Source organism: Priestia koreensis, from assembly GCF_022646885.1.
GTDB classification, from domain to species: Bacteria; Bacillota; Bacilli; order Bacillales; family Bacillaceae_H; genus Bacillus_AG; species Bacillus_AG koreensis_A.
In genome coordinates this window covers 3,438,165-3,456,423 of sequence record NZ_CP061868.1, presented here as the reverse complement: position 1 = coordinate 3,456,423, position 18,259 = coordinate 3,438,165, and the positions used below count along the sequence as shown (strand labels likewise).

At 41.0% G+C, this 18,259-nt stretch carries 18 protein-coding genes and 1 riboswitch; of the genes, 16 read left to right on the top strand and 2 right to left on the bottom strand.

What is annotated here, in order from left to right:
• The first annotated feature begins 81 nt into the window (after positions 1 to 81).
• From resA to IE339_RS18115, 9 genes are all read left to right on the top strand, one after another.
• Entirely contained in the window at positions 82 to 603 is a 522-nt protein-coding gene (gene resA, locus IE339_RS18155) for a thiol-disulfide oxidoreductase ResA (protein ID WP_242169831.1), read from the top strand.
• Between the two features lie 12 nt (positions 604 to 615).
• Entirely contained in the window at positions 616 to 2,244 is a 1,629-nt protein-coding gene (locus tag IE339_RS18150) for a cytochrome c biogenesis ResB family protein (RefSeq protein WP_242169827.1), read from the top strand.
• A complete protein-coding gene (gene ccsB / locus IE339_RS18145; protein WP_242169823.1) occupies positions 2,241 to 3,419 on the top strand; it encodes a c-type cytochrome biogenesis protein CcsB in 1,179 nt (392 codons plus the stop codon). Before IE339_RS18150 ends, ccsB begins: the two co-directional genes overlap by 4 nt.
• A 217-nt stretch (positions 3,420 to 3,636) precedes the next feature.
• Positions 3,637 to 4,353, top strand: a complete 717-nt coding sequence (locus IE339_RS18140) for a response regulator transcription factor (protein WP_242169820.1) — start codon at positions 3,637 to 3,639, stop codon at positions 4,351 to 4,353.
• The gene (locus IE339_RS18135; RefSeq protein WP_242169817.1) at positions 4,353 to 6,143 is read left to right on the top strand and encodes an ATP-binding protein; all 1,791 of its coding nucleotides are present in this window, start codon (positions 4,353 to 4,355) and stop codon (positions 6,141 to 6,143) included. The genes IE339_RS18140 and IE339_RS18135 overlap by 1 nt, the downstream gene beginning before the upstream one ends.
• Before the next feature lie 182 nt (positions 6,144 to 6,325).
• Positions 6,326 to 7,375 carry a FecCD family ABC transporter permease gene (locus IE339_RS18130; protein ID WP_242169813.1) on the top strand — a complete coding sequence of 350 codons (1,050 nt, stop codon included), beginning with the start codon at positions 6,326 to 6,328 and terminating at the stop codon, positions 7,373 to 7,375.
• A 36-nt stretch (positions 7,376 to 7,411) separates the two neighbouring features.
• Complete coding sequence (gene sigX / locus IE339_RS18125) at positions 7,412 to 7,960, top strand: RNA polymerase sigma factor SigX (protein ID WP_242169811.1); 549 nt, start codon at positions 7,412 to 7,414, stop codon at positions 7,958 to 7,960.
• Positions 7,938 to 9,083, top strand: a complete 1,146-nt coding sequence (locus tag IE339_RS18120; protein ID WP_242169808.1) for a hypothetical protein — start codon at positions 7,938 to 7,940, stop codon at positions 9,081 to 9,083. Before sigX ends, IE339_RS18120 begins: the two co-directional genes overlap by 23 nt.
• Positions 9,084 to 9,192: 109 nt before the next feature.
• Positions 9,193 to 9,360, top strand: a complete 168-nt coding sequence (locus tag IE339_RS18115) for a hypothetical protein (protein ID WP_242169806.1) — start codon at positions 9,193 to 9,195, stop codon at positions 9,358 to 9,360.
• On the opposite strand, the gene serA is transcribed toward IE339_RS18115, so the two are convergent.
• A complete protein-coding gene (gene serA, locus IE339_RS18110) occupies positions 9,350 to 10,921 on the bottom strand; it encodes a phosphoglycerate dehydrogenase (protein ID WP_242169803.1) in 1,572 nt (523 codons plus the stop codon). The genes IE339_RS18115 and serA overlap by 11 nt on opposite strands.
• Positions 10,922 to 11,172: 251 nt before the next feature.
• Positions 11,173 to 11,321, top strand: a riboswitch (FMN riboswitch).
• Positions 11,322 to 11,474: 153 nt separating this feature from the next.
• Here serA and IE339_RS18105 point away from each other — a divergent pair.
• Complete coding sequence (locus IE339_RS18105) at positions 11,475 to 12,047, top strand: ECF transporter S component (protein ID WP_242169800.1); 573 nt, start codon at positions 11,475 to 11,477, stop codon at positions 12,045 to 12,047.
• A 91-nt stretch (positions 12,048 to 12,138) separates the two neighbouring features.
• Here IE339_RS18105 and IE339_RS18100 read toward each other — a convergent pair whose 3' ends face one another.
• On the bottom strand, positions 12,139 to 12,387 hold the full coding sequence (locus IE339_RS18100; RefSeq protein WP_053402275.1) for a ferredoxin: 249 nt from the start codon (positions 12,385 to 12,387) through the stop codon (positions 12,139 to 12,141).
• Positions 12,388 to 12,629: 242 nt separating this feature from the next.
• Between IE339_RS18100 and IE339_RS18095 the strand changes: the two genes are divergently transcribed.
• The 6 genes from IE339_RS18095 to IE339_RS18070 all read left to right on the top strand — a co-directional run bounded on the left by IE339_RS18095 (position 12,630) and on the right by IE339_RS18070 (position 18,243).
• Positions 12,630 to 13,673 (top strand): YpbB family protein, encoded by a 1,044-nt coding sequence (locus IE339_RS18095; protein WP_242169797.1) that lies wholly within the window; start codon positions 12,630 to 12,632, stop codon positions 13,671 to 13,673.
• 48 nt (positions 13,674 to 13,721) lie between these two features.
• On the top strand, positions 13,722 to 15,245 hold the full coding sequence (locus IE339_RS18090; protein ID WP_242169795.1) for a RecQ family ATP-dependent DNA helicase: 1,524 nt from the start codon (positions 13,722 to 13,724) through the stop codon (positions 15,243 to 15,245).
• 5 nt (positions 15,246 to 15,250) lie between these two features.
• Entirely contained in the window at positions 15,251 to 15,832 is a 582-nt protein-coding gene (locus IE339_RS18085) for a CPBP family intramembrane glutamic endopeptidase (protein ID WP_242169793.1), read from the top strand.
• A 42-nt stretch (positions 15,833 to 15,874) separates the two neighbouring features.
• The gene (locus IE339_RS18080; RefSeq protein WP_242169791.1) at positions 15,875 to 16,333 is read left to right on the top strand and encodes a DUF2663 family protein; all 459 of its coding nucleotides are present in this window, start codon (positions 15,875 to 15,877) and stop codon (positions 16,331 to 16,333) included.
• 116 nt (positions 16,334 to 16,449) lie between these two features.
• Positions 16,450 to 17,217 carry a metallophosphoesterase gene (locus IE339_RS18075; RefSeq protein ID WP_242169789.1) on the top strand — a complete coding sequence of 256 codons (768 nt, stop codon included), beginning with the start codon at positions 16,450 to 16,452 and terminating at the stop codon, positions 17,215 to 17,217.
• A gap of 111 nt (positions 17,218 to 17,328) precedes the next feature.
• A complete protein-coding gene (locus IE339_RS18070) occupies positions 17,329 to 18,243 on the top strand; it encodes a MerR family transcriptional regulator (RefSeq protein WP_242169787.1) in 915 nt (304 codons plus the stop codon).
• Positions 18,244 to 18,259 lie beyond the last annotated feature (16 nt).

Below are 18,259 nucleotides of genomic sequence, written 5' to 3'. Positions count from 1 at the left end.
AAAAAAATAGCAAGTTATGAATAACTAAAAATGGTATAATGTAGACAATATTTTGAGAACGCTTTAAAGGGGAGAATCAGCATGAAAAAACGTCGTTTACTAATAAGGACTACTATTTTAGCTGTCCTGCTGATTGCCTTATGCTATACGCTCTATGCTAATTTTTTTACATCGAAAGAAACCGTAGCAGCAGGCAAGAAAGCCCCGGATTTTATTCTGCAAGATTTGCAGGGAGAGAAGCACCGCTTATCGGATTATCGCGGTCGAGGCGTCTTTCTAAATTTTTGGGGAACGTATTGCAAGCCTTGCGAGAGAGAAATGCCAGCAATGCAGCGCCAGTATGAAAAGTACAAAGAACAAGGCGTTGATATTTTGGCAGTGAATGTGGACGAGACTAATTTTGCGGTCCGTCAGTTTGTGAAGGAATATGGACTAACGTTTCCAGTAATGATTGACAAAGGATCACAGGTCCAAAATGTGTACGGCATCGATCAGCTTCCTGCAACGTATTTAATTGATAAAAATGGAACCGTTGTGGACGTCTTTTTAGGTGGATTGGACGAATCGAAGATAAAAGAATACATGGATGAAATAAAACCATAGGGAGTTTTGGTGATGGAACATGTGAAATGTGAATGTGGACATGTGAATCCACACGGAACGATTTTTTGTGAGGCCTGCGGAAAGCCAGTAAAAGACGCTTCAAATGCATTGCTTGATATGAAGTATGAAGGAAGTGCGAGACGATCGCAAACATATAATAAAACGATTATCGATAAAATTTGGAACTTCTTTTCTTCTGTTAAAGTAGGCGTTTGGTTGATTGTGATTACGCTCTCAGCTTCTGCCATAGGAACGATTTATCCTCAAAAAGATTACATACCGCCGGCGTTTACACCAGATCAATATTACAAGGATCAATACGGCATTTTAGGGGATATCTATCACAAGCTTGGCTTTGATAATTTATACGGCTCCTGGTGGTATATGATTTTAATTGCTTCTATTGGAATTTCTCTTGTCATTTGTAGCTTAGACCGAGTAATTCCGCTCTATAAGGCATTGAAAAAGCAAGGCGTAAAGCGTCATGTTAACTTTTTAAAGCGACAACGACTGTTTAGCGTAAGCTATCAATCTACGAGTAAAGACTATGAAACTGTGAAACAGCGTTTAAAAGAACGTCGCTACAACGTTCGGGAAGAAGACGGGAATATTTTAGCTGAAAAAGGCCGCTTTTCTCGTTGGGGCCCGTACGTCAATCATATTGGACTTATTATTTTCTTATTTGGGGCTATGCTCCGCTTCGTACCAGGAATGTACGTGGACAAAACGTTGTGGATACGCGAAGGGGAGACGAAGGAAATTCCCGGAACAAACGGAGAATACTTTTTGAAAAACGAGCAGTTTGTGTTTCAACAGTACGAAAAGGGAAAAGACAAAGCGGTATTTTCAGAGGCCATTGACCGCGTTGGAAGTGTACCTAAAAACTTTCAGTCTAACGTTCAGCTTTACAAACGAACAGGTGAATCAGTGGCAGGGGAAGACCCAGTTTTACATAAAGTGAAAAGTGACCAAATTCAAGTAAATCACCCTCTCAAATATGACCACTATGCGCTCTATCAAAGTGATTTTAAGCTAGATGAGCTGAGCACTATGTCACTTAGTATGGTCAACAAGACAACAAAAGAAGAATATGGAACGATTAAAATTAACCTCCATGATCCTCAACATGAGTATGACTTGAAAAACGGCTACAAAGTAGAGCTTTTGAGATACTATCCTGATTTCTACTTTGATGACGAAAACAAGCCAAATACAAAAACTAAAATTCCAAATAACCCTGCTTTTGTGATGCAAATGATTGCGCCTGATCGACCAAAAGGTGAAAAAAGCTTTATTGCGATTAGACAAAACATTGAAGCTGAAGGCACCAACAAATACAAGATGGAGTTTTCTGGAATTGAAACAAAAAACGTAACCGGTCTGACCGTACACAAAGATATGACGCTTTGGATTCTAGCTGTTGGTGGTGCCATCTTTATGATTGGTGTCATACAAGGGATGTACTGGAATCATCGTCGTATTTGGATTCAGCGAAAAAACAACGAGGTATGGATTGCGGCGCATACGAATAAAAACTGGTATGGAATTCGTAATGAGCTTAACGGTGTATTAAAGGATACAGCATTTGCGTTGCCAGAGGATCAAGCGGAAAACGCAAATAAGAAGGAGGTTGGAGCATGAGCTTAGTATCAGTGAGCAGTAACTTGCTTTATATTGCGTTCATTTTATATTTGGTCGGGACATTTTTCTTTGGCGGAGCCATTCGGGATAAAAAGCACGCGGGCAAAATTAGCAGATGGGCACAGCTTGGGATTGTGACGACAATTATTGGTTTTATCGCGCAGCTTGGCTATTTTATTACTCGGTGGATTGCGTCAGGTCACGCTCCTGTAAGTAATTTGTTTGAGTTTACGACGTTTTTCGGTATGATGCTTGTAGGTGCTTTTATTATTATTTATTTTATCTATCGTATCAGCATGGTTGGTCTGTTTGTTTTACCAATCGCGCTTTTAATTATTGCTTATGCAAGCATGTTTCCACGTGAGGTGTCGCCTCTTATTCCTGCGCTTAAGAGCTATTGGTTGTATATCCACGTTACAACAGCAGCAGCAGGAGAAGCGATTTTAGCGATCAGTTTCGCGAGTGGTTTAATCTATTTATTAAAAGTCATTGATCAATCGAAAAAAGGAAAGCAGACCTTTTGGATGGAAGTTGTTCTCTATTCATTGATCAGTACGATCGGTTTTATTCTGATTACCTCCATTTTTAATGGAATCGGTTATAAAACAGAGTTTAATTGGGTTGATAAGACAGGAAAAGCGGCGCAGGCAGTGTACCATCTTCCTGCTGTTGTAGGTCCTCATTCAGGGGAGCTGGTGACGAAAGGACATTTTGAACCGTTTTTCTATTTGCCAGCCGTTATTAATGCGAGTAAATTAAATACGTTTTTATGGTCGTTAGTGATCGGTGCTCTTTTATACCTCCTGCTGCGCCTTATTTTACGCAAGCGTATTGGAAAAGCGCTTCAGCCGCTTGTGAAAAATGCTAAGTTGGATTTAATTGATGAAGTGAGCTATCGCTCTGTTGCGATTGGCTTCCCGGTGTTTACGTTAGGGGCCCTTATTTTCGCGATGATTTGGGCGCAGGAAGCATGGACACGCTACTGGTCATGGGACCCGAAAGAAGTTTGGGCGCTTATTACATGGCTGTTTTATGCGGCATTCTTACATTTGCGTCTATCAAAAGGATGGCACGGCAGAAAGTCCGCTTGGCTTGCTGTTGTAGGTTTTGCGATTATTATGTTTAATCTAGTGGCCGTTAACTTGGTCATTGCAGGCTTACATTCCTACGCTTAAGCTTCTGCATAAGCGTGAGATTCAAAAGTGAAACGACCGACTTCAAGAGAGCCATTTCTTTTTGGAATCGGTCTTTTGCTAGTTAAAAAAGACAATGAGTGGATGAAATGACATTCGAACATCACGTTTTCATTGTTAGGCTTCTTTAAAATGGACAGACTACGTATAAAAGTGTCATGATAAAATTGCCGAGACAGTGATAGAGGAGGATACATAAATGGAACGAGAAGCGAAAATTTTAGTAGTAGATGATGAAGAAAGAATTCGCAAGCTATTAAAGATGTATTTAGAAAAAGAAAACTATGAAATTGAAGAAGCTAAAAATGGGCTCGAAGCGGTTGAAAAGGCAATTGCAGAAGAGTATGATCTCATTTTATTAGATATTATGATGCCAGAAAAAGATGGAATCGAGGCTTGTCAGGAAATTCGTGAAAAAAAAGCAACGCCGATTATTATGCTGACGGCTAAAGGTGAGGAAGCAAATCGTGTGCAAGGATTTGAAGTCGGAACGGATGACTATATTGTAAAGCCGTTTAGCCCACGCGAAGTAGTTTTACGTGTAAAAGCACTTCTTCGTCGCTCAGCATCTGTGAACCATGCGAAGGCGGAAGCAACGCCGAAAAACTTAATGGTGTTTCCACACTTAACAATCGATCACGATGCACATCGCGTAATGGCAGATGATCGCGAAGTAAGTTTGACACCAAAAGAGTATGAACTGCTTTGCTTTTTAGCAAAAACACCAGATAAAGTGTATGACCGTGAACAGCTTCTTCGTGAAGTTTGGCACTATGATTTCTTCGGTGATTTACGCACAGTCGACACACACGTAAAGCGTCTTCGTGAAAAACTAAGCCGCACGTCACCAGATGCTGCGAAGATGATCGTAACCGTTTGGGGAGTAGGCTATAAGTTTGAGGTTGGAAATGCCTAATGTTTTGGCGTAGTGTTGTTGTAAAAGTTTGGTTTACGATTATTTTGCTCGTGAGCTTCGTTCTTTTTACGCTCACGATGCTGCTTCTCCAATTTTTTGAGAATTCTCATGTGAAAGAGGCGGAGCGCAATTTACATGGAACAGCCTCAAAGATTGCTCATATTATTGAAGATACGAGGGATGAAAAAATAGGCATCTCTGTCCTCAGGGAGCTGGCAGATGATTCGAGTGTCATTATTGTAAAGGGCCAAACGTTGTATGAATATACTCCAGATGAATCCGCTCAAAAATCAGCCGTCGCATCTCTTGTTAAATCAGATAAAACGCTTAAGCAGGTGATAGACAAGCGTAAAGCCATTCAGAAAAAAGTATATGTAGACGGCAATGGCACGAAGCGAAATCAGCCGCTTTATGTTGTCGGCGTTCCTTTCGCTGCTGAAAATAACCAGCGCGGCGCTGTCTATTTGTATCAATCACTGGCACAAATTGAGGAGCCTGCTAAATATACGACGCGTTTTATTTGGCTAGCAGCCGGAATTGCCATCGTCTTAACGACAATCTTTGCTTTTTTCTTATCAACCCGTATTACCGCTCCGCTTCGAAAAATGAGGCTAGCTGCCTTTGAGGTCGCGAAGGGGAATTTCGATACGAAAGTACCGATTTTAACGTACGATGAAATCGGAGAGCTTGCAATCGCATTTAACAAAATGGGAAGACAGCTCAAGTTCAATATTGATGCGCTTAATCAAGAAAAAGAGCAGCTTGCAAGTATTTTAAGCAGTATGGCTGACGGTGTTATGACCCTGAATCGAGAGGGAGTCCTTCTCATTACGAATCCACCAGCAGAGCGCTTTTTACAATCCTGGTACTATGAACAGGGTAAAACAAAAGATAATGATGAAATGCGGGAACTGCCGTCAAAAATTTTATCGTTGTTTAAGCACGTCGTCACCATTGAGCGAGAACAAATTGCAGAAATTACAATTCAAGGTCGAACGTGGGCGATCCTCATGTCACCGCTCTACAATCAGACAACAATTCGCGGGGCCGTTGCGGTTCTGCGTGATATTTCCGAGGAACGGAAGTTAGATAAGTTGCGTAAAGATTTTATCGCAAACGTGTCGCATGAATTACGTACCCCGATTGCGATGCTTCAAGGCTATAGCGAGGCGATTGTGGATGACATTGCAGGGTCTGAAGAAGAGCAAAAGGAAATTGCGCAAATTATTTACGAAGAATCCCTTCGAATGGGACGCCTCGTAAATGAATTGTTGGATCTTGCGAGAATGGAAGCAGGTCACGTTCAGCTTGAAAAAGACCATGTCCACATTAAAGAGTTTGCTGATCGCGTAGTGAGAAAATTCCAAGGTCTTGCCAAGGATAAGGAAATTACGCTTTCATTAGAGATGAATGTTGAGCAGCAGAATGAATTTTACATGGACCCTGATCGCATTGAACAAGTCCTAACAAATCTTATTGATAATGCGATTCGTCACACGAAGGAAGCGGGTTCTGTTACGCTTTGTGTAGAAGAGTATCATGACGGCTTGTTGGTTAAGGTGAGTGATACAGGAGACGGTATTCCTGAAGAGGATCTGCCGTTTGTGTTCGAGCGTTTTTACAAAGCCGATAAGGCACGTACGAGAGGGAAATCTGGTACAGGCCTAGGCCTTGCGATCGCTAAAAACATCGTAGAGGCACACGGTGGAAGTATTAACGTTCATAGTAAGCTAGGAGAGGGAACGACATTTTCACTCGTTCTCCCGCAAAAAACAGCGCTACAAGATTGAGTCGTATTAGAGTAGGGGAAATGTCTGAACAATAGGCATTTCCCCTTTTTATTGAACGTGTTTAAACTGTTAGACGAACGATTTATTGGGAGGTTTTTATGATTTTCCCTTTAATTGAATGATAAAATTGGTTTATAGTAGAAGATAGATAAAAGGTAGTAATCATAAAAGGAGTCAATGAAATGGAATTATCCCACCAAAAGAGATTGCAAAAGCGACGAATAGGGGGAGCTTACTTATTTTCTATATCGTTCGTGTTGGTGTCTTTTTTCATTGGCATCAGTATCGGATCTGTACATATCCCGTTAATCGATACAGTAAAAATCGTCACTAAGATCGGCTTTGTGTCCACAGATGAACTTCAGCAGTTTAGCAGCCTGCTTTGGTCTATTCGAATTCCGCGTGTCATTCTTACGCTAATGATTGGCGCTGCGCTAGCGTTGGCCGGAAGCGCGCTTCAAGGGCTTCTTCAAAATCCACTCGCAGACCCGTATACGCTTGGCGTATCATCGGGCGCTTCATTAGGGGCGGTCATTGTATTGTTCTTTAACTTGCAAATTCCGTTTCTAGGAATGTTCACGCTTCCGTTCATGAGTTTTGTGACGGCGCTTTTGTCACTGCTATTTATCCTTTTCTTTGCGCACGTTGTCTTAAAAAGAATGACAACGGAGTCAATGATTTTAATTGGCGTCATCACGAGCGCCTTTTTGGGCGCGCTGATTTCTCTTGTTATTGCGCTCTCTGGAGACGAGCTTAGACAAATTGTGAACTGGCTTTTAGGGAGCGTATCAATGAGAGGGTGGAGCTATGTAAACATATTTCTTCCTTTCTTTATCGTTGGTACTATTCTCCTGTTGCTTTGCTCAAAGGAACTAAATGCACTGCTGTTTGGAGAAGAAATTGCGCAGTCCCTTGGCATCAAGGTAGGGGCTTATAAGGTCATCATTTTAATCGCTTCATCTATTTTAACAGGGGGAGCTGTAGCGGTGTCTGGCACGATTGGGTTTGTGGGATTAATTGTTCCTCATGCTACAAGGTTTCTAGTTGGTAGCGATCATCGTCATCTTTTGCCGCTGGCTATGTTAAACGGAGGCGCGTTCCTTGTCATTGCTGATTTGTTGTCACGTGTGCTCATTGAGCCAAGAGAGCTTCCAATTGGGGTTATTACATCGATTATTGGGGGCCCTGTTTTTGCTATTTTGTTGCTAAAAAAATATCGTCAACAGGCGTAAAAGATATGCGTCTAAAGAAGGCAGGGGGGATGCCGTGTGTCCGAGCTTTTTGATCACCTCTACGATCATTATCATCAGGACGTGTTTCAGTTTTTGATGTATATGGTACGAAATCGTGAGCAGGCGGAAGATCTCGTACAGGAGGTATATATTCGAGTATTAAAGGCCCACGAGCATTTTGAAGGGAAAAGTCATGAGAAAACGTGGCTACTGTCTATCGCAAGAAATGTGGCCATTGATCATTTTCGAAAACATAAAAATTGGAAAAAACGGTTGATGAACATGTTTGATTGGAAAGAAAACCAGCTTATTGATTCCGCCGCTCTTCCAGAAGAGATTGCGATGCAAAATGAAGAAGTTGCAACCATTTACCACAGCCTTGGGAAATGCACGGTTGATCAGCGATCCGTGGTCATTTTACGCTACATTCATGAGCTCACCATTACAGAAACAGCTTCTATTTTAAACTGGACAGAAAGCAAGGTCAAAACGACACAGCATCGAGCGGTGAAAGCACTACGTCAGCATATGAGTTATAGCAAAGAGGAAGGAGGAGAACGACTTGAAAACAAACGAGCTAAATGATGATCGAATTGAAGAAGTGCTAGGGAAGCTTCCGACAATAAAAGATCGCCGTAGTAAAAGTGAGGTATATAGGTCAGTGAAGGCCCACATGCACGAACCTGCACCTCGAAAACCAAAATGGTTTCCGGCTCTCGCAGCCGTTGTTAGTGTTCTTCTCCTAGTCGTTCTTTCTTTTTCTCTTGTTAACGAAATGAAAGGAACTGATGAAGCGACAGAAAAAAGGTCAGAGGATCGAGCGTCGTCAGCAAATGAGGATCAACGAGACGTCGCTCAACCTTTGCGTAGGCAAGAGTACTCAATGGCGGATAAAAGCATTGCTCACCCAGCGGTCGTTCCATCTTTGCAAGCAGCCGTGAAGGAACCGTATGTGACGCTAACCGTTGCAGATAAAAATGCGCTGTTTGCCGTTCCCTTTACTTTTCTCGTTCAGAATGGGGAAGATCGTTTCGCAGCTTCTAGTAAGTTCGAAACCGTTTTGAAAAGTCAGCTTGGGGTTGAAGCGTCTGCTTTAACGTCGTATGCATTCAAAGAGGAAGGAGACGTTCTGAAGTTGATGACGACTCCCGGACAGCTTGAATCGTTCTCAACTACGCAGGGAGATATGTTTGTCAAGGGAATTCAAGAGGCCTTTCATTATTCCTCGTACAAAAAGGTCGAGCTGTATACGGGTAATCAAAAAGGAGCAGTCGTCGGTAATTTTGGCTCAATGTCTGAAGTTGATATTGAACATTATCAGAAGAAGGGCTACGTTCGCTACCCCCTCAATCAATATAAAAACCTGCTTGTTCCAACCTTAACTTCATATGAAACGATTGATGAAGCAGTCGAAGCGATGAAGCAAACCGATGACAGTATAGGAGTCGTATCTTCTGTTCCAACCGGGGTTGAAATTGGAATCAAGCAAACAGATTCAGATCATATTACGTTTACACTTAGTGGATCAAAGGTGGACGACACAGAGGAAGGAAGAACGTTCATTCAGGCGCTCATGCTGACGGCTAGAGACTTTCAGTATCAATATGTTCACATTGTTGGCAACCGTGAGAATACGATTGGTGGCATCAATTTAGAAAAGGATCAGCCTGTTCCGTTAGCACCAAATGTGGTAAAGGGAGTCAACTAAAAAAACGTACTCTTTCTGTAAAGAATAGAGAAGATGAATAAAAAATCGTTCTACCATTTTTTTGTCTGCGTACAGTAGAAGTATGTGAATTTTGTACAGGAGGCTTTTTATGGTAGATTTTTTAAGGCGAATCTTAATTGTATTCATCATGGCATTATGTATTGGAGCGCTTTTTGTAAGCGGCATGATGATGGCAAAAGCTGAGCGTCATCAAACAGTAGAGAACAAAGAAGCAGCGGCCGATTGGCTGCTGCTTTTTTTGTTTTTTATAGATTAATTTTGCGAACCGATACGATGTCATCAAATGCTTGTAATCGTTGGACAATGGCTTCATCAAGCGATTTGTCAAATGAAAGCATCATAATCGCTTCCCCGCCTTTTTGCTTACGTCCTACTTGCATCGTCGCAATATTGACATCATGATCTCCTAGTATCTTTCCAACACGTCCGATGACCCCTGGCTTATCACTATGGCGAATATAGAGCAAGTGACCATCAGGATAAAAGTCGATGTTGAAGGATTGAATGTTCACAATGCGCGGTCCGTAGTCTTGTACGTACGTTCCAGTTAAAGTAAAGGAGCTATGATCACCGCGAACTTCTACTTTAATCACGTTAGAGTAGCCTTCTGTTTCATTTGAGAAGCGTTCTCCAAACGTAATCCCACGCTCTTTTGTAATCATTGAAGCATTCACTTCATTCACGGAACGATCTACGCGGTGTTGTAGGAATCCAGATAAAAATCCGCGTGTAATATACGTGGTTTCCAAATCGGCTACCGTTCCGGCATATGTGACGGTGATATCTTGAACAGGTTCTTTCATACACTGTGATAAAAGAGATCCCATCTTTTTCGTAAGGGAGGAGAAAGGATGAATTTTTTCAAATACGTCTTTTGATAAGGTCGGCAAGTTAATAGAGGAGCTCACAGGATTTCCGTTCAAGTAGTTAAGAACTTCCTGTGCAACATCTTCAGCAACGTTTAACTGTGCTTCCTTTGTAGATGCTCCGAGATGAGGTGTTGCAATAACTTGATCAAACTCTAGGAGCGGCTGACTAACAGGTGGTTCGACCTCAAATACGTCTAGTGCAATACCTTTTACATGTCCACTTTGTAAAAACGGAATAAGCGCTTCTTCATCGATAATACCACCACGAGCACAATTCAGCAGGTAAACGCCTTTTTTCGTTTTAGCAAGGGTATCTGCATTTAAAATGCCCTTCGTTTCTTTGGTAAGCGGTGTATGGACGGTAATAATATCAGCGACCGCTAATAGCTGATCAAGCTCTACAGCGTTAACACCAAGCTTTTCTGCCCGTGCCGCTGTTAAAAAGGGGTCAAAGACATGAACGCCCATGCCGAACGCTTTGGCGCGCTTGGCAATTTCAGAACCAATTCGTCCGAACCCAATGATGCCTAATTGCTTTTTATACAATTCTGTTCCAACAAAACTAGAACGATTCCATTCACGAGATTTTACTGAAATATTTGCCTGGGGAATATGGCGAACGAGGCTAGCCATCATGGCAAAGGTGTGCTCAGCTGTGGAAATCGTATTTCCATTAGGTGCATTAATAACAATTACACCGCGCTTAGTTGCTGCATCAATATCGATATTATCAACGCCTACACCGGCACGAGCCACAATTTTGACGTTTGTCATTTGTGACAATAGTTCATCCGTTACTTTCGTGGCGCTTCGAACGAGTAGTGCATCATAAGTAGCCAAATCATCAACTTCAGAGACTTTTTTCTGTACAACTTGAATAGTATCGTGCCCAAGTAATGGTGCTAAACCTTCACTACTGATTGCATCAGCAACTAGTATTTTATACATCACAATCTCTCCCTTTAGTGTGCTAAATATCTGATAATTTATCACAATAAAAAAATTCTGTCAATTGTTCTTACAACCTTTATTAACAAGGGTTTTGGTGGTTATAAAATGGAAGCGTATACAAAAATTAAACTGACGCAGATTAAGGTTTTTTACATATACTAAAGAAACTTGAAACGAATTGATCAAGATGTTTTTATTTACTTTTAATTCGAGATAAGTTATAATCATTTTGTACAATATTAATATTGATCTATCTTCGGGGCAGGGTGAAATTCCCGACCGGCGGTAATAAGCGCGATGACGCTTTGAGCCCGCGAGCCGTACCTCGCTAAAAGGTATAGCAGGATTTGGTGAGATTCCAAAGCCGACAGTACAGTCTGGATGGGAGAAGGTGGAGGTTCGGGCATTTTAAGAAAAATCATTCTTAAAATGTTTATTAGTCGCGCCTAAGTATTCTCCCTCAGCCAAACGGTTGAGGTTTTTTTTATGGAACGCGCGTGCTAGAACCTTTCTTCTTTTCAAACGATGGATCGGAAAAGAGGAGAGTAAGATGAATCAAGGTGCAAAAACGAAAAGACTTGTTGTAATGGCTGTATTTAGTAGTATTGCTTATTTATTAATGATGCTCGATTTTCCAATTGGGTTGTCAGCGTTTTTAAAAATGGACTTTAGTGAGCTTCCTGTTTTAATTGTGGCGCTCATTTACGGACCTGGTGCCGGCTTGATTGTAGAAGCCATTAAGAATTTATTGTATTACCTCATTCAAGGGAGTGCTACTGGAGTTCCCGTTGGGCAAGTAGCAAACTTTGTAGCAGGTGCTGCATTTATTCTACCTGTGTCCTACATGTTCCGTAAGTACCGTACAATGAAAGGCTTAACGCTAGGTGTGGTTACAGGAACCGTTCTTATGGCAATGTTAATGGCCGTGTTAAATTACTATGTGTTCCTACCAGCTTATACAATGTTTTTACACATGCCTGCATACACAACCAGCGGTGCACGTGAATTGATTGTAAAAGGTATTTTACCATTCAATCTTATTAAAGGTATATTAACCGGCGTTATTTTTGTTCTCTTGTTTACTCGAATGAAAACGTGGCTGACAAAACAAGTAGCCATGTAACAATACAAAAGTCCTCCGCAATCCGCGGAGGACTTTTTTGATAAAAAAAACACCTGAGAAAAGTCAGGTGTCCTCGAAAAGGAAAGGGGTCCTATTCGAATTTTAATGCGTCGCCTTCGAATGGCTCATCTGCTACTTTAATTGAGTCAGTTGGGCAACCTTCAAATGCGTCCATCATGTCGTCTTCTAATACGTCTGGAATTTCAACAATTCCTTGGTTATCATCTAATGTTACGAATGCAATGCCTTCATCATCGTAATCATAGATGTCTGGAGCTGCTGCACCACATGCGCCGCATGCGATACAAGTTTCTTTGTCAACGATTGTGTACTTTGCCATGTAAAAAACCTCCTGAAAATAACAAAACATTTTATTAATAGTTGTTAAAAATATCTCGATGAGAAAATAAGTATCAACTTTTATTTTAAGGGTGTTTTCAAAACTTTTCAATAGAAAAGTCAATGAGAATGCTTATCAACAAAGGTTTTTACTATCATTCCTACCCGCCACGTTGTAAACTAAGCATAGGCGTTTAGACCATCTAACTCGTTTTTTACAATTTATTAGACAGGTGAAAAAATATGAATGATCTTGCCTTTATTATTTTATATTGTGTCCATAAACTAAAAGAAGAACGCACGATATTTGGAGCGTATCATTTGCTTGCAGGGAAGAAATCGTCTCAAACGATTCAAGACGGACAGCTGTATGGACTTTCCCACTTGTTTCGTGCTTTCTCTTATTTAGATAAAAAGACTTTTTCAGTATATGTGCAACAATTAGAAAAGGAAGCTTGTATAGAGGAAATAGCAGATGGGAAGTACCGCCTAACACCACAAGGACTGAAGGAACTTCAACACTATTTGCAGGAAACCCCTATTCCCCCGGCCTTAAACGGCTGGACGTATGCAAACGTAAGTCGGCCATTTTATCAGCGACTGCTGTTGCTTGTCCAAACGATGTCAAATCTTCAATATAAAGAAAGCCATTTTATTCCCCTGATTAACGATGCATCAGTGCTATCATGGATGAAGCGCTTTTTGACTTCCGTGCCGCTTACGAGAGAGCAGTGGGCAAGTCATTTGTATGAGGAATTAACGATGGTTTTGTCCACCTGTTCACAGGAAGAGGCAGACATATTTGTAAAACATTTGACGGGTCACAAACGGATTGCTTTTACAAAACTACAAATAGCTGAACAGCATGACATAAGTGTTCACCGCGTTCATCTTCTACATTTGTCGGTTGTTCACCACATGTTAAAGTACATAGCGGATCATCGGAATGAGCTGACCGTGCTCCATCTGCTCGTTGATCAGGCTACCATACCGCTAACTACCTCGACGATGCAAACTTATGAGCTGTTGAAAAAAGGACATGATCTTCAGACCATTTCTCGAATTCGAAGATTGAAGCCGAGCACAATTGAAGATCATCTCGTTGAGTTGGCTTTGTTTATACCTGATTTCTCCATTGATCCATATGTAAAGACAGAGCTCGTAGAAGAAATTAAAGAGATTACAGAGCGGCTACAAACAAATAAGTTAAAAGAAATTAAAGAGACCACTTCATATGAGGTGTCATATTTCCAAATACGATTAATATTGGCAAAGTTATCGTCATAGTCAAAGGGAACGTCACACAGGATTCGGTGAAAGGGGGATGATGTCAGAGTGGATTTAGAAGCCGTTCTTTTCGAGCACTTTGGTTACCGAGCTTTTCGTGAAGGACAAAAAGAAGTGATTGAGGAAGTGGTAAAAGGAGAGCATGTTATTGCTACCTTACCAACCGGAACAGGAAAGTCGCTGTGTTATCAGCTTCCAGCATATATCATCGGAGGGCCGATCTTGATTGTTTCCCCGCTTTTATCTTTAATGGAAGATCAGGTGCAGCAGCTAAAGGCCAGAGGAGAAAAGCGCGTGATCGCGTTTAACAGCTTTTTATCTGAAGAAGAGCGACGACAGGCACTCCGAGATCTTTCTGTTTATCGTTATATTTATGCTTCGCCGGAAATTTTACAAGCACCGGCTTTCATTCAGTCACTAAAGCGTGCAAAGCTACGTTTGTTTGTCGTGGACGAGGCCCATTGTATTTCGCAATGGGGACATGATTTTCGAATGGACTATTCGAGCCTTGGTGACGTGTGGAAGAAGCTTGGAGAACCGACCTGCTTGGCGCTGACAGCTACAGCAACGAAAGAAGTTCTTCATGACATTCAGACACAGCTCTATCTAGAGCACCCGCGGATTTTAACCTATTCCATTGATCGTCCGAACATTGCGCTTTACGTCGAACAGGTAGAAGATATTGAACAAAAGAAGCTGCGGGTTCTTGAAACGGTGAAAAAGCTTCAAAAGCCTGGCATTATTTATTGCTCGAGTCGAACATGGACAGAATCATTAGCCATGTTGCTGAAAGATCATGGCACGGAGCGCGTCGCTTTCTATCACGGTGGAATGGAACATGATCAGCGTCTGCTTGTTCAGCAGCAGTTTGTTAATGATCAGCTAGATGTTATTTGCTGCACGAGTGCGTTTGGGATGGGAATTAATAAAAGTGACATTCGCTTTGTTATTCATTTTCATCTTCCTACGCAGTTAGAATCCTATCTTCAAGAAATTGGTCGTGCAGGACGTGATGGGGAAAGAAGTCTTGCTTTAGCTTTTTATCACGCATCTGATGAAGACTTGTCGCATTCTTTAATTGAATTAGAGCTTCCGTCTATCTCAATTATTGAAGAAGTGCTGAGGTACTTACACATGCATACACGTAACGAGAATGGTCTTATTTCACTAAAAGAATTTGAGCAAAACGTCGCCGTTTATTTGCATGTGAATGAAACGCATTGGCGGTTTATTAAGCATCATCTCCAGACTCACGGCATCATTAGGGAATCATGGATTCATCCAGCAATGCCTTTGAATGATGTGCATCAATACTTAATCGATGTTGTTCAAAAGCGAGTGGAAGCAAAGTACCGAAAGTTACATGTGATGAAGCAATTTGTGCATTCATCTATTTGTAGAAGGGAGCAGCTGCTTCATTACTATGAGGAGTCATTGGTTCAACGGCCTGATGCTTGCTGTGATCGCTGTGGACTCAATCTTCATGATTACGAAGGAACAAGTCGTTCCGTGCGCCTGGAGTTTACCGATTGGAAAAGTGAATTAGCACGATTACTTAAACAAAGTGAGTGAGAAAAATGGCCTCAAAGCAAAGTGAAATCGTAGCGCAAATGTCAGATCGCCAGTTGATTGGACAAGTATATATCACACAAGGAATATTAGTTGTCCTATCATTGGGACTTGGCTTTTGGCTGTTTGATCATTGGGAACAGTTTTGGAAGCTGTGGAAGTGGGACCCGCAGGCTATCTTTTTATTTGGTGGCATTAGCGGACTTATCGTTGTGGTGCTTGATAATATTATGATGAAAGTATTGCCTGAGCGCTTGTATGATGATGGAGGAATTAACGAACGGATTTTTCGCAACCGCTCATTTAAACATTTAACCGTTCTTTGTATGATGATTGCTGTTACCGAGGAAATTTTGTTTCGTGGGGTTCTTCAAGCGAATCTCGGTATTTTATGGGCGAGCATTGTATTTGCGCTCGTGCATATTCGTTATTTAACCAAATGGTTTTTACTTCTTTCTGTTGTGGTGCTCAGCTTTTTTATTGGATGGTTATTTCAAGCAACGGGGAACTTATGTGTGACGATTTTTGCTCATTTTGTTATTGACTTTTTGCTAGGAATGCAGCTTAAATATAGAAATGTAGATGAATGAAATGTGAGACAACCTCATATGTATCGTATGGGGGGGGATTACATGGAATTGTCTATTCAAGCACTTGGTCGTGAAACAGATGAAGCTACGAAGTGTTTTTTGCAAAATATCGTGGATCGTAAAGTGAAATTTGACCGATTAGAGCGAAAGGAAAAACACGCAAAGCTAATTGCCTTATTTTCATCGCTTTTATTTCTATTATATATACTATATGCGCTCCAATCGGTTGCCTCGTTTCATATGGGAGTAATCGTGGACTTTTTATTTGGAACAAGCTATCATCTCATGGCGATATTGTTCATTGCCTTTTTGTATGGATATGGCATTCAGCTGAATAAAAAAAGAGAAAAAGCAGAGAAAGAATATCATGACCTACGCTGTGAGCTAATCAAAAAAAGCACGGATTTATGGCCGACCGAAGAACGTTGGGAAGCAAGGCAGCACGTGTTTAAAGTGATGAAGGAACAGTTCGGAGTTAATTTATATCACGAGAACAAATAAGGTGTACGCTTCTATGGCAGTAGACATAAGGCCTTTTCTCTAAGTAAATGCTTCAGAGAAAGGGTCTTTCTATTTGTCTTGTTAGGAGTAACGCTTTTGTTGCATAAGGAGGACATATGGGCATTATTGTACTATTACTTGTACTAGGAGCAGGACTGCTTGTATATATGTTTGCGGAGGCAAAACGGAATCGAGTCGTGTATCATGAAGTGCCACTAGCTGATTTTCCTGATAGTTTTGGTGAAATTCGCATTTTCTTTATTTCCGATATTCATCGTCGTCTCGTTTCATCAAAGCTTCTCGATCAGATAAGTGGAACAGTAGATTTAGTGATTATTGGAGGAGATTTGGCTGAAAAAGGTGTCCCGATGGAACAAATTCGAGCAAATCTAAAGGCGTTAAAAAAAATAGGACCGCTATATTTTGTTTGGGGGAATAATGATTATGAAGTCGATTATCATGAGCTAGATGCCTTAATGCTAAATGAAGGGGTCACCATTCTAGATAATCGAGCGGTTAAGTTTGAATCAGAAAAGGAGGAAATTCTCTATCTATTAGGGGTGGATGATTTGTCTGAACGACGTGATCGCCTAGATTTGGCGCTCAGCGACTGTGAAGAGCCTGGTTTTCGTCTGCTTGTCAGCCATAATCCTGATATTGTACATAAAATTAAAGCAGAGCACCAGATCTCCTTCGTGTTAAGTGGGCACACTCATGGAGGGCAAATTCGCGTTTTTAATCAAGGACCTTATGAAAAAGGTGGATTTAAAAAAAGTAAAAATACGTTGTTGTTTGTAAGTAATGGATATGGAACGACCAAACTGCCACTGCGCTTAGAAGCGAAAAGTGAAGCAAATTACGTAACATTGAAAAAAATGAAGTAATCTTGTTGCATATGAGATGTTCTACCACTATACAAAGCATATACGAATTTTACACAAAGGTTACATTAGAATATAATGCAAATAACTGAGTATAGATGGTGGAGGGTACGTATGACTTCTCAAGACGGAAAATATAATATTAAAGCTATTTCAAATTTAGTAGGGATACAGCCAGGAACCTTACGAGCATGGGAAAGAAGATACCAGATCTTAAATCCGGTTCGTAACGATTCTGGTCATCGTTTGTATACAGAGGAAGATTTAAAAAAGTTGAAGTGGCTAGCAGAAAAAGTGGAGAACGGTTTTACCATTAGCCAAGCAGTGTCCATTTTGGAAAATGAAGTGGGACATATTGATACAGAAGAAGAGGAAGAAGTAGAATCACCTCGTAAAATTCGTGATCAGCTGCTGAAGTTGCTCCTTGCGTTTGAAGAGGGAAAATCTCAAGATTTAATTAACCAAGCATTTAGCCTATATTCGGTTGAAAAGGTGGTTATTGAAATTTTGGGGTCACTGCTCGTTACAATTGGTGATATGTGGGAGAATCATAAAATTACAAGTGCTCATGAGCATTATGCCACTCAAATCTTGAAAAATCGTATTAGCATGATTTTTTATTCTCTTCCATCTAACGGGCTGCTTCCAAAAGCAATTGCCGTGTGTGGACCAGAAGAGACGCATGAGGTAGGGCTACTCATTTTCACTTTATTTTTACGCCGAAAAGGTTTCGAAGTCATTTACCTCGGCACGAGTATTGATGACAACGATATTGAAACGATTGTAGAGGAAGTTAATCCAACGTTTTATTTTATGTCTTGTACGATGCTTCATAATGCACCGAAGACGGTTGAGATTGCCCGCGGATTAGCTGAAAAGTTTCCTTTTTTACAGATCGGTCTCGGAGGATATGCTTTTGATCAGATGACGGCAGCTGAAAAAAAAGAAATCAATGGTTTTTTATTAGGAAACACAAAAGAGCATTGGAACAAATGGCTTCAAGAGGGGCTTGAAAAAGAAAGTTCTTAATATCTTGTATTTTTCA

Coding starts and splice junctions, on each gene's coding strand:
- serA (WP_242169803.1), bottom strand. CDS start 10,921: ATGTATAAAATACTAGTTGCTGATGCAATCAGTAGTGAAGGTTTAGCA.
- IE339_RS18140 (WP_242169820.1), top strand. CDS start 3,637: ATGGAACGAGAAGCGAAAATTTTAGTAGTAGATGATGAAGAAAGAATT.
- IE339_RS18095 (WP_242169797.1), top strand. CDS start 12,630: ATGAATGATCTTGCCTTTATTATTTTATATTGTGTCCATAAACTAAAA.
- IE339_RS18070 (WP_242169787.1), top strand. CDS start 17,329: ATGACTTCTCAAGACGGAAAATATAATATTAAAGCTATTTCAAATTTA.
- resA (WP_242169831.1), top strand. CDS start 82: ATGAAAAAACGTCGTTTACTAATAAGGACTACTATTTTAGCTGTCCTG.
- IE339_RS18075 (WP_242169789.1), top strand. CDS start 16,450: ATGGGCATTATTGTACTATTACTTGTACTAGGAGCAGGACTGCTTGTA.
- IE339_RS18115 (WP_242169806.1), top strand. CDS start 9,193: ATGGTAGATTTTTTAAGGCGAATCTTAATTGTATTCATCATGGCATTA.
- ccsB (WP_242169823.1), top strand. CDS start 2,241: ATGAGCTTAGTATCAGTGAGCAGTAACTTGCTTTATATTGCGTTCATT.
- IE339_RS18100 (WP_053402275.1), bottom strand. CDS start 12,387: ATGGCAAAGTACACAATCGTTGACAAAGAAACTTGTATCGCATGCGGC.
- IE339_RS18080 (WP_242169791.1), top strand. CDS start 15,875: ATGGAATTGTCTATTCAAGCACTTGGTCGTGAAACAGATGAAGCTACG.
- IE339_RS18130 (WP_242169813.1), top strand. CDS start 6,326: ATGGAATTATCCCACCAAAAGAGATTGCAAAAGCGACGAATAGGGGGA.
- IE339_RS18085 (WP_242169793.1), top strand. CDS start 15,251: ATGGCCTCAAAGCAAAGTGAAATCGTAGCGCAAATGTCAGATCGCCAG.
- IE339_RS18105 (WP_242169800.1), top strand. CDS start 11,475: ATGAATCAAGGTGCAAAAACGAAAAGACTTGTTGTAATGGCTGTATTT.
- IE339_RS18150 (WP_242169827.1), top strand. CDS start 616: ATGGAACATGTGAAATGTGAATGTGGACATGTGAATCCACACGGAACG.
- IE339_RS18135 (WP_242169817.1), top strand. CDS start 4,353: ATGTTTTGGCGTAGTGTTGTTGTAAAAGTTTGGTTTACGATTATTTTG.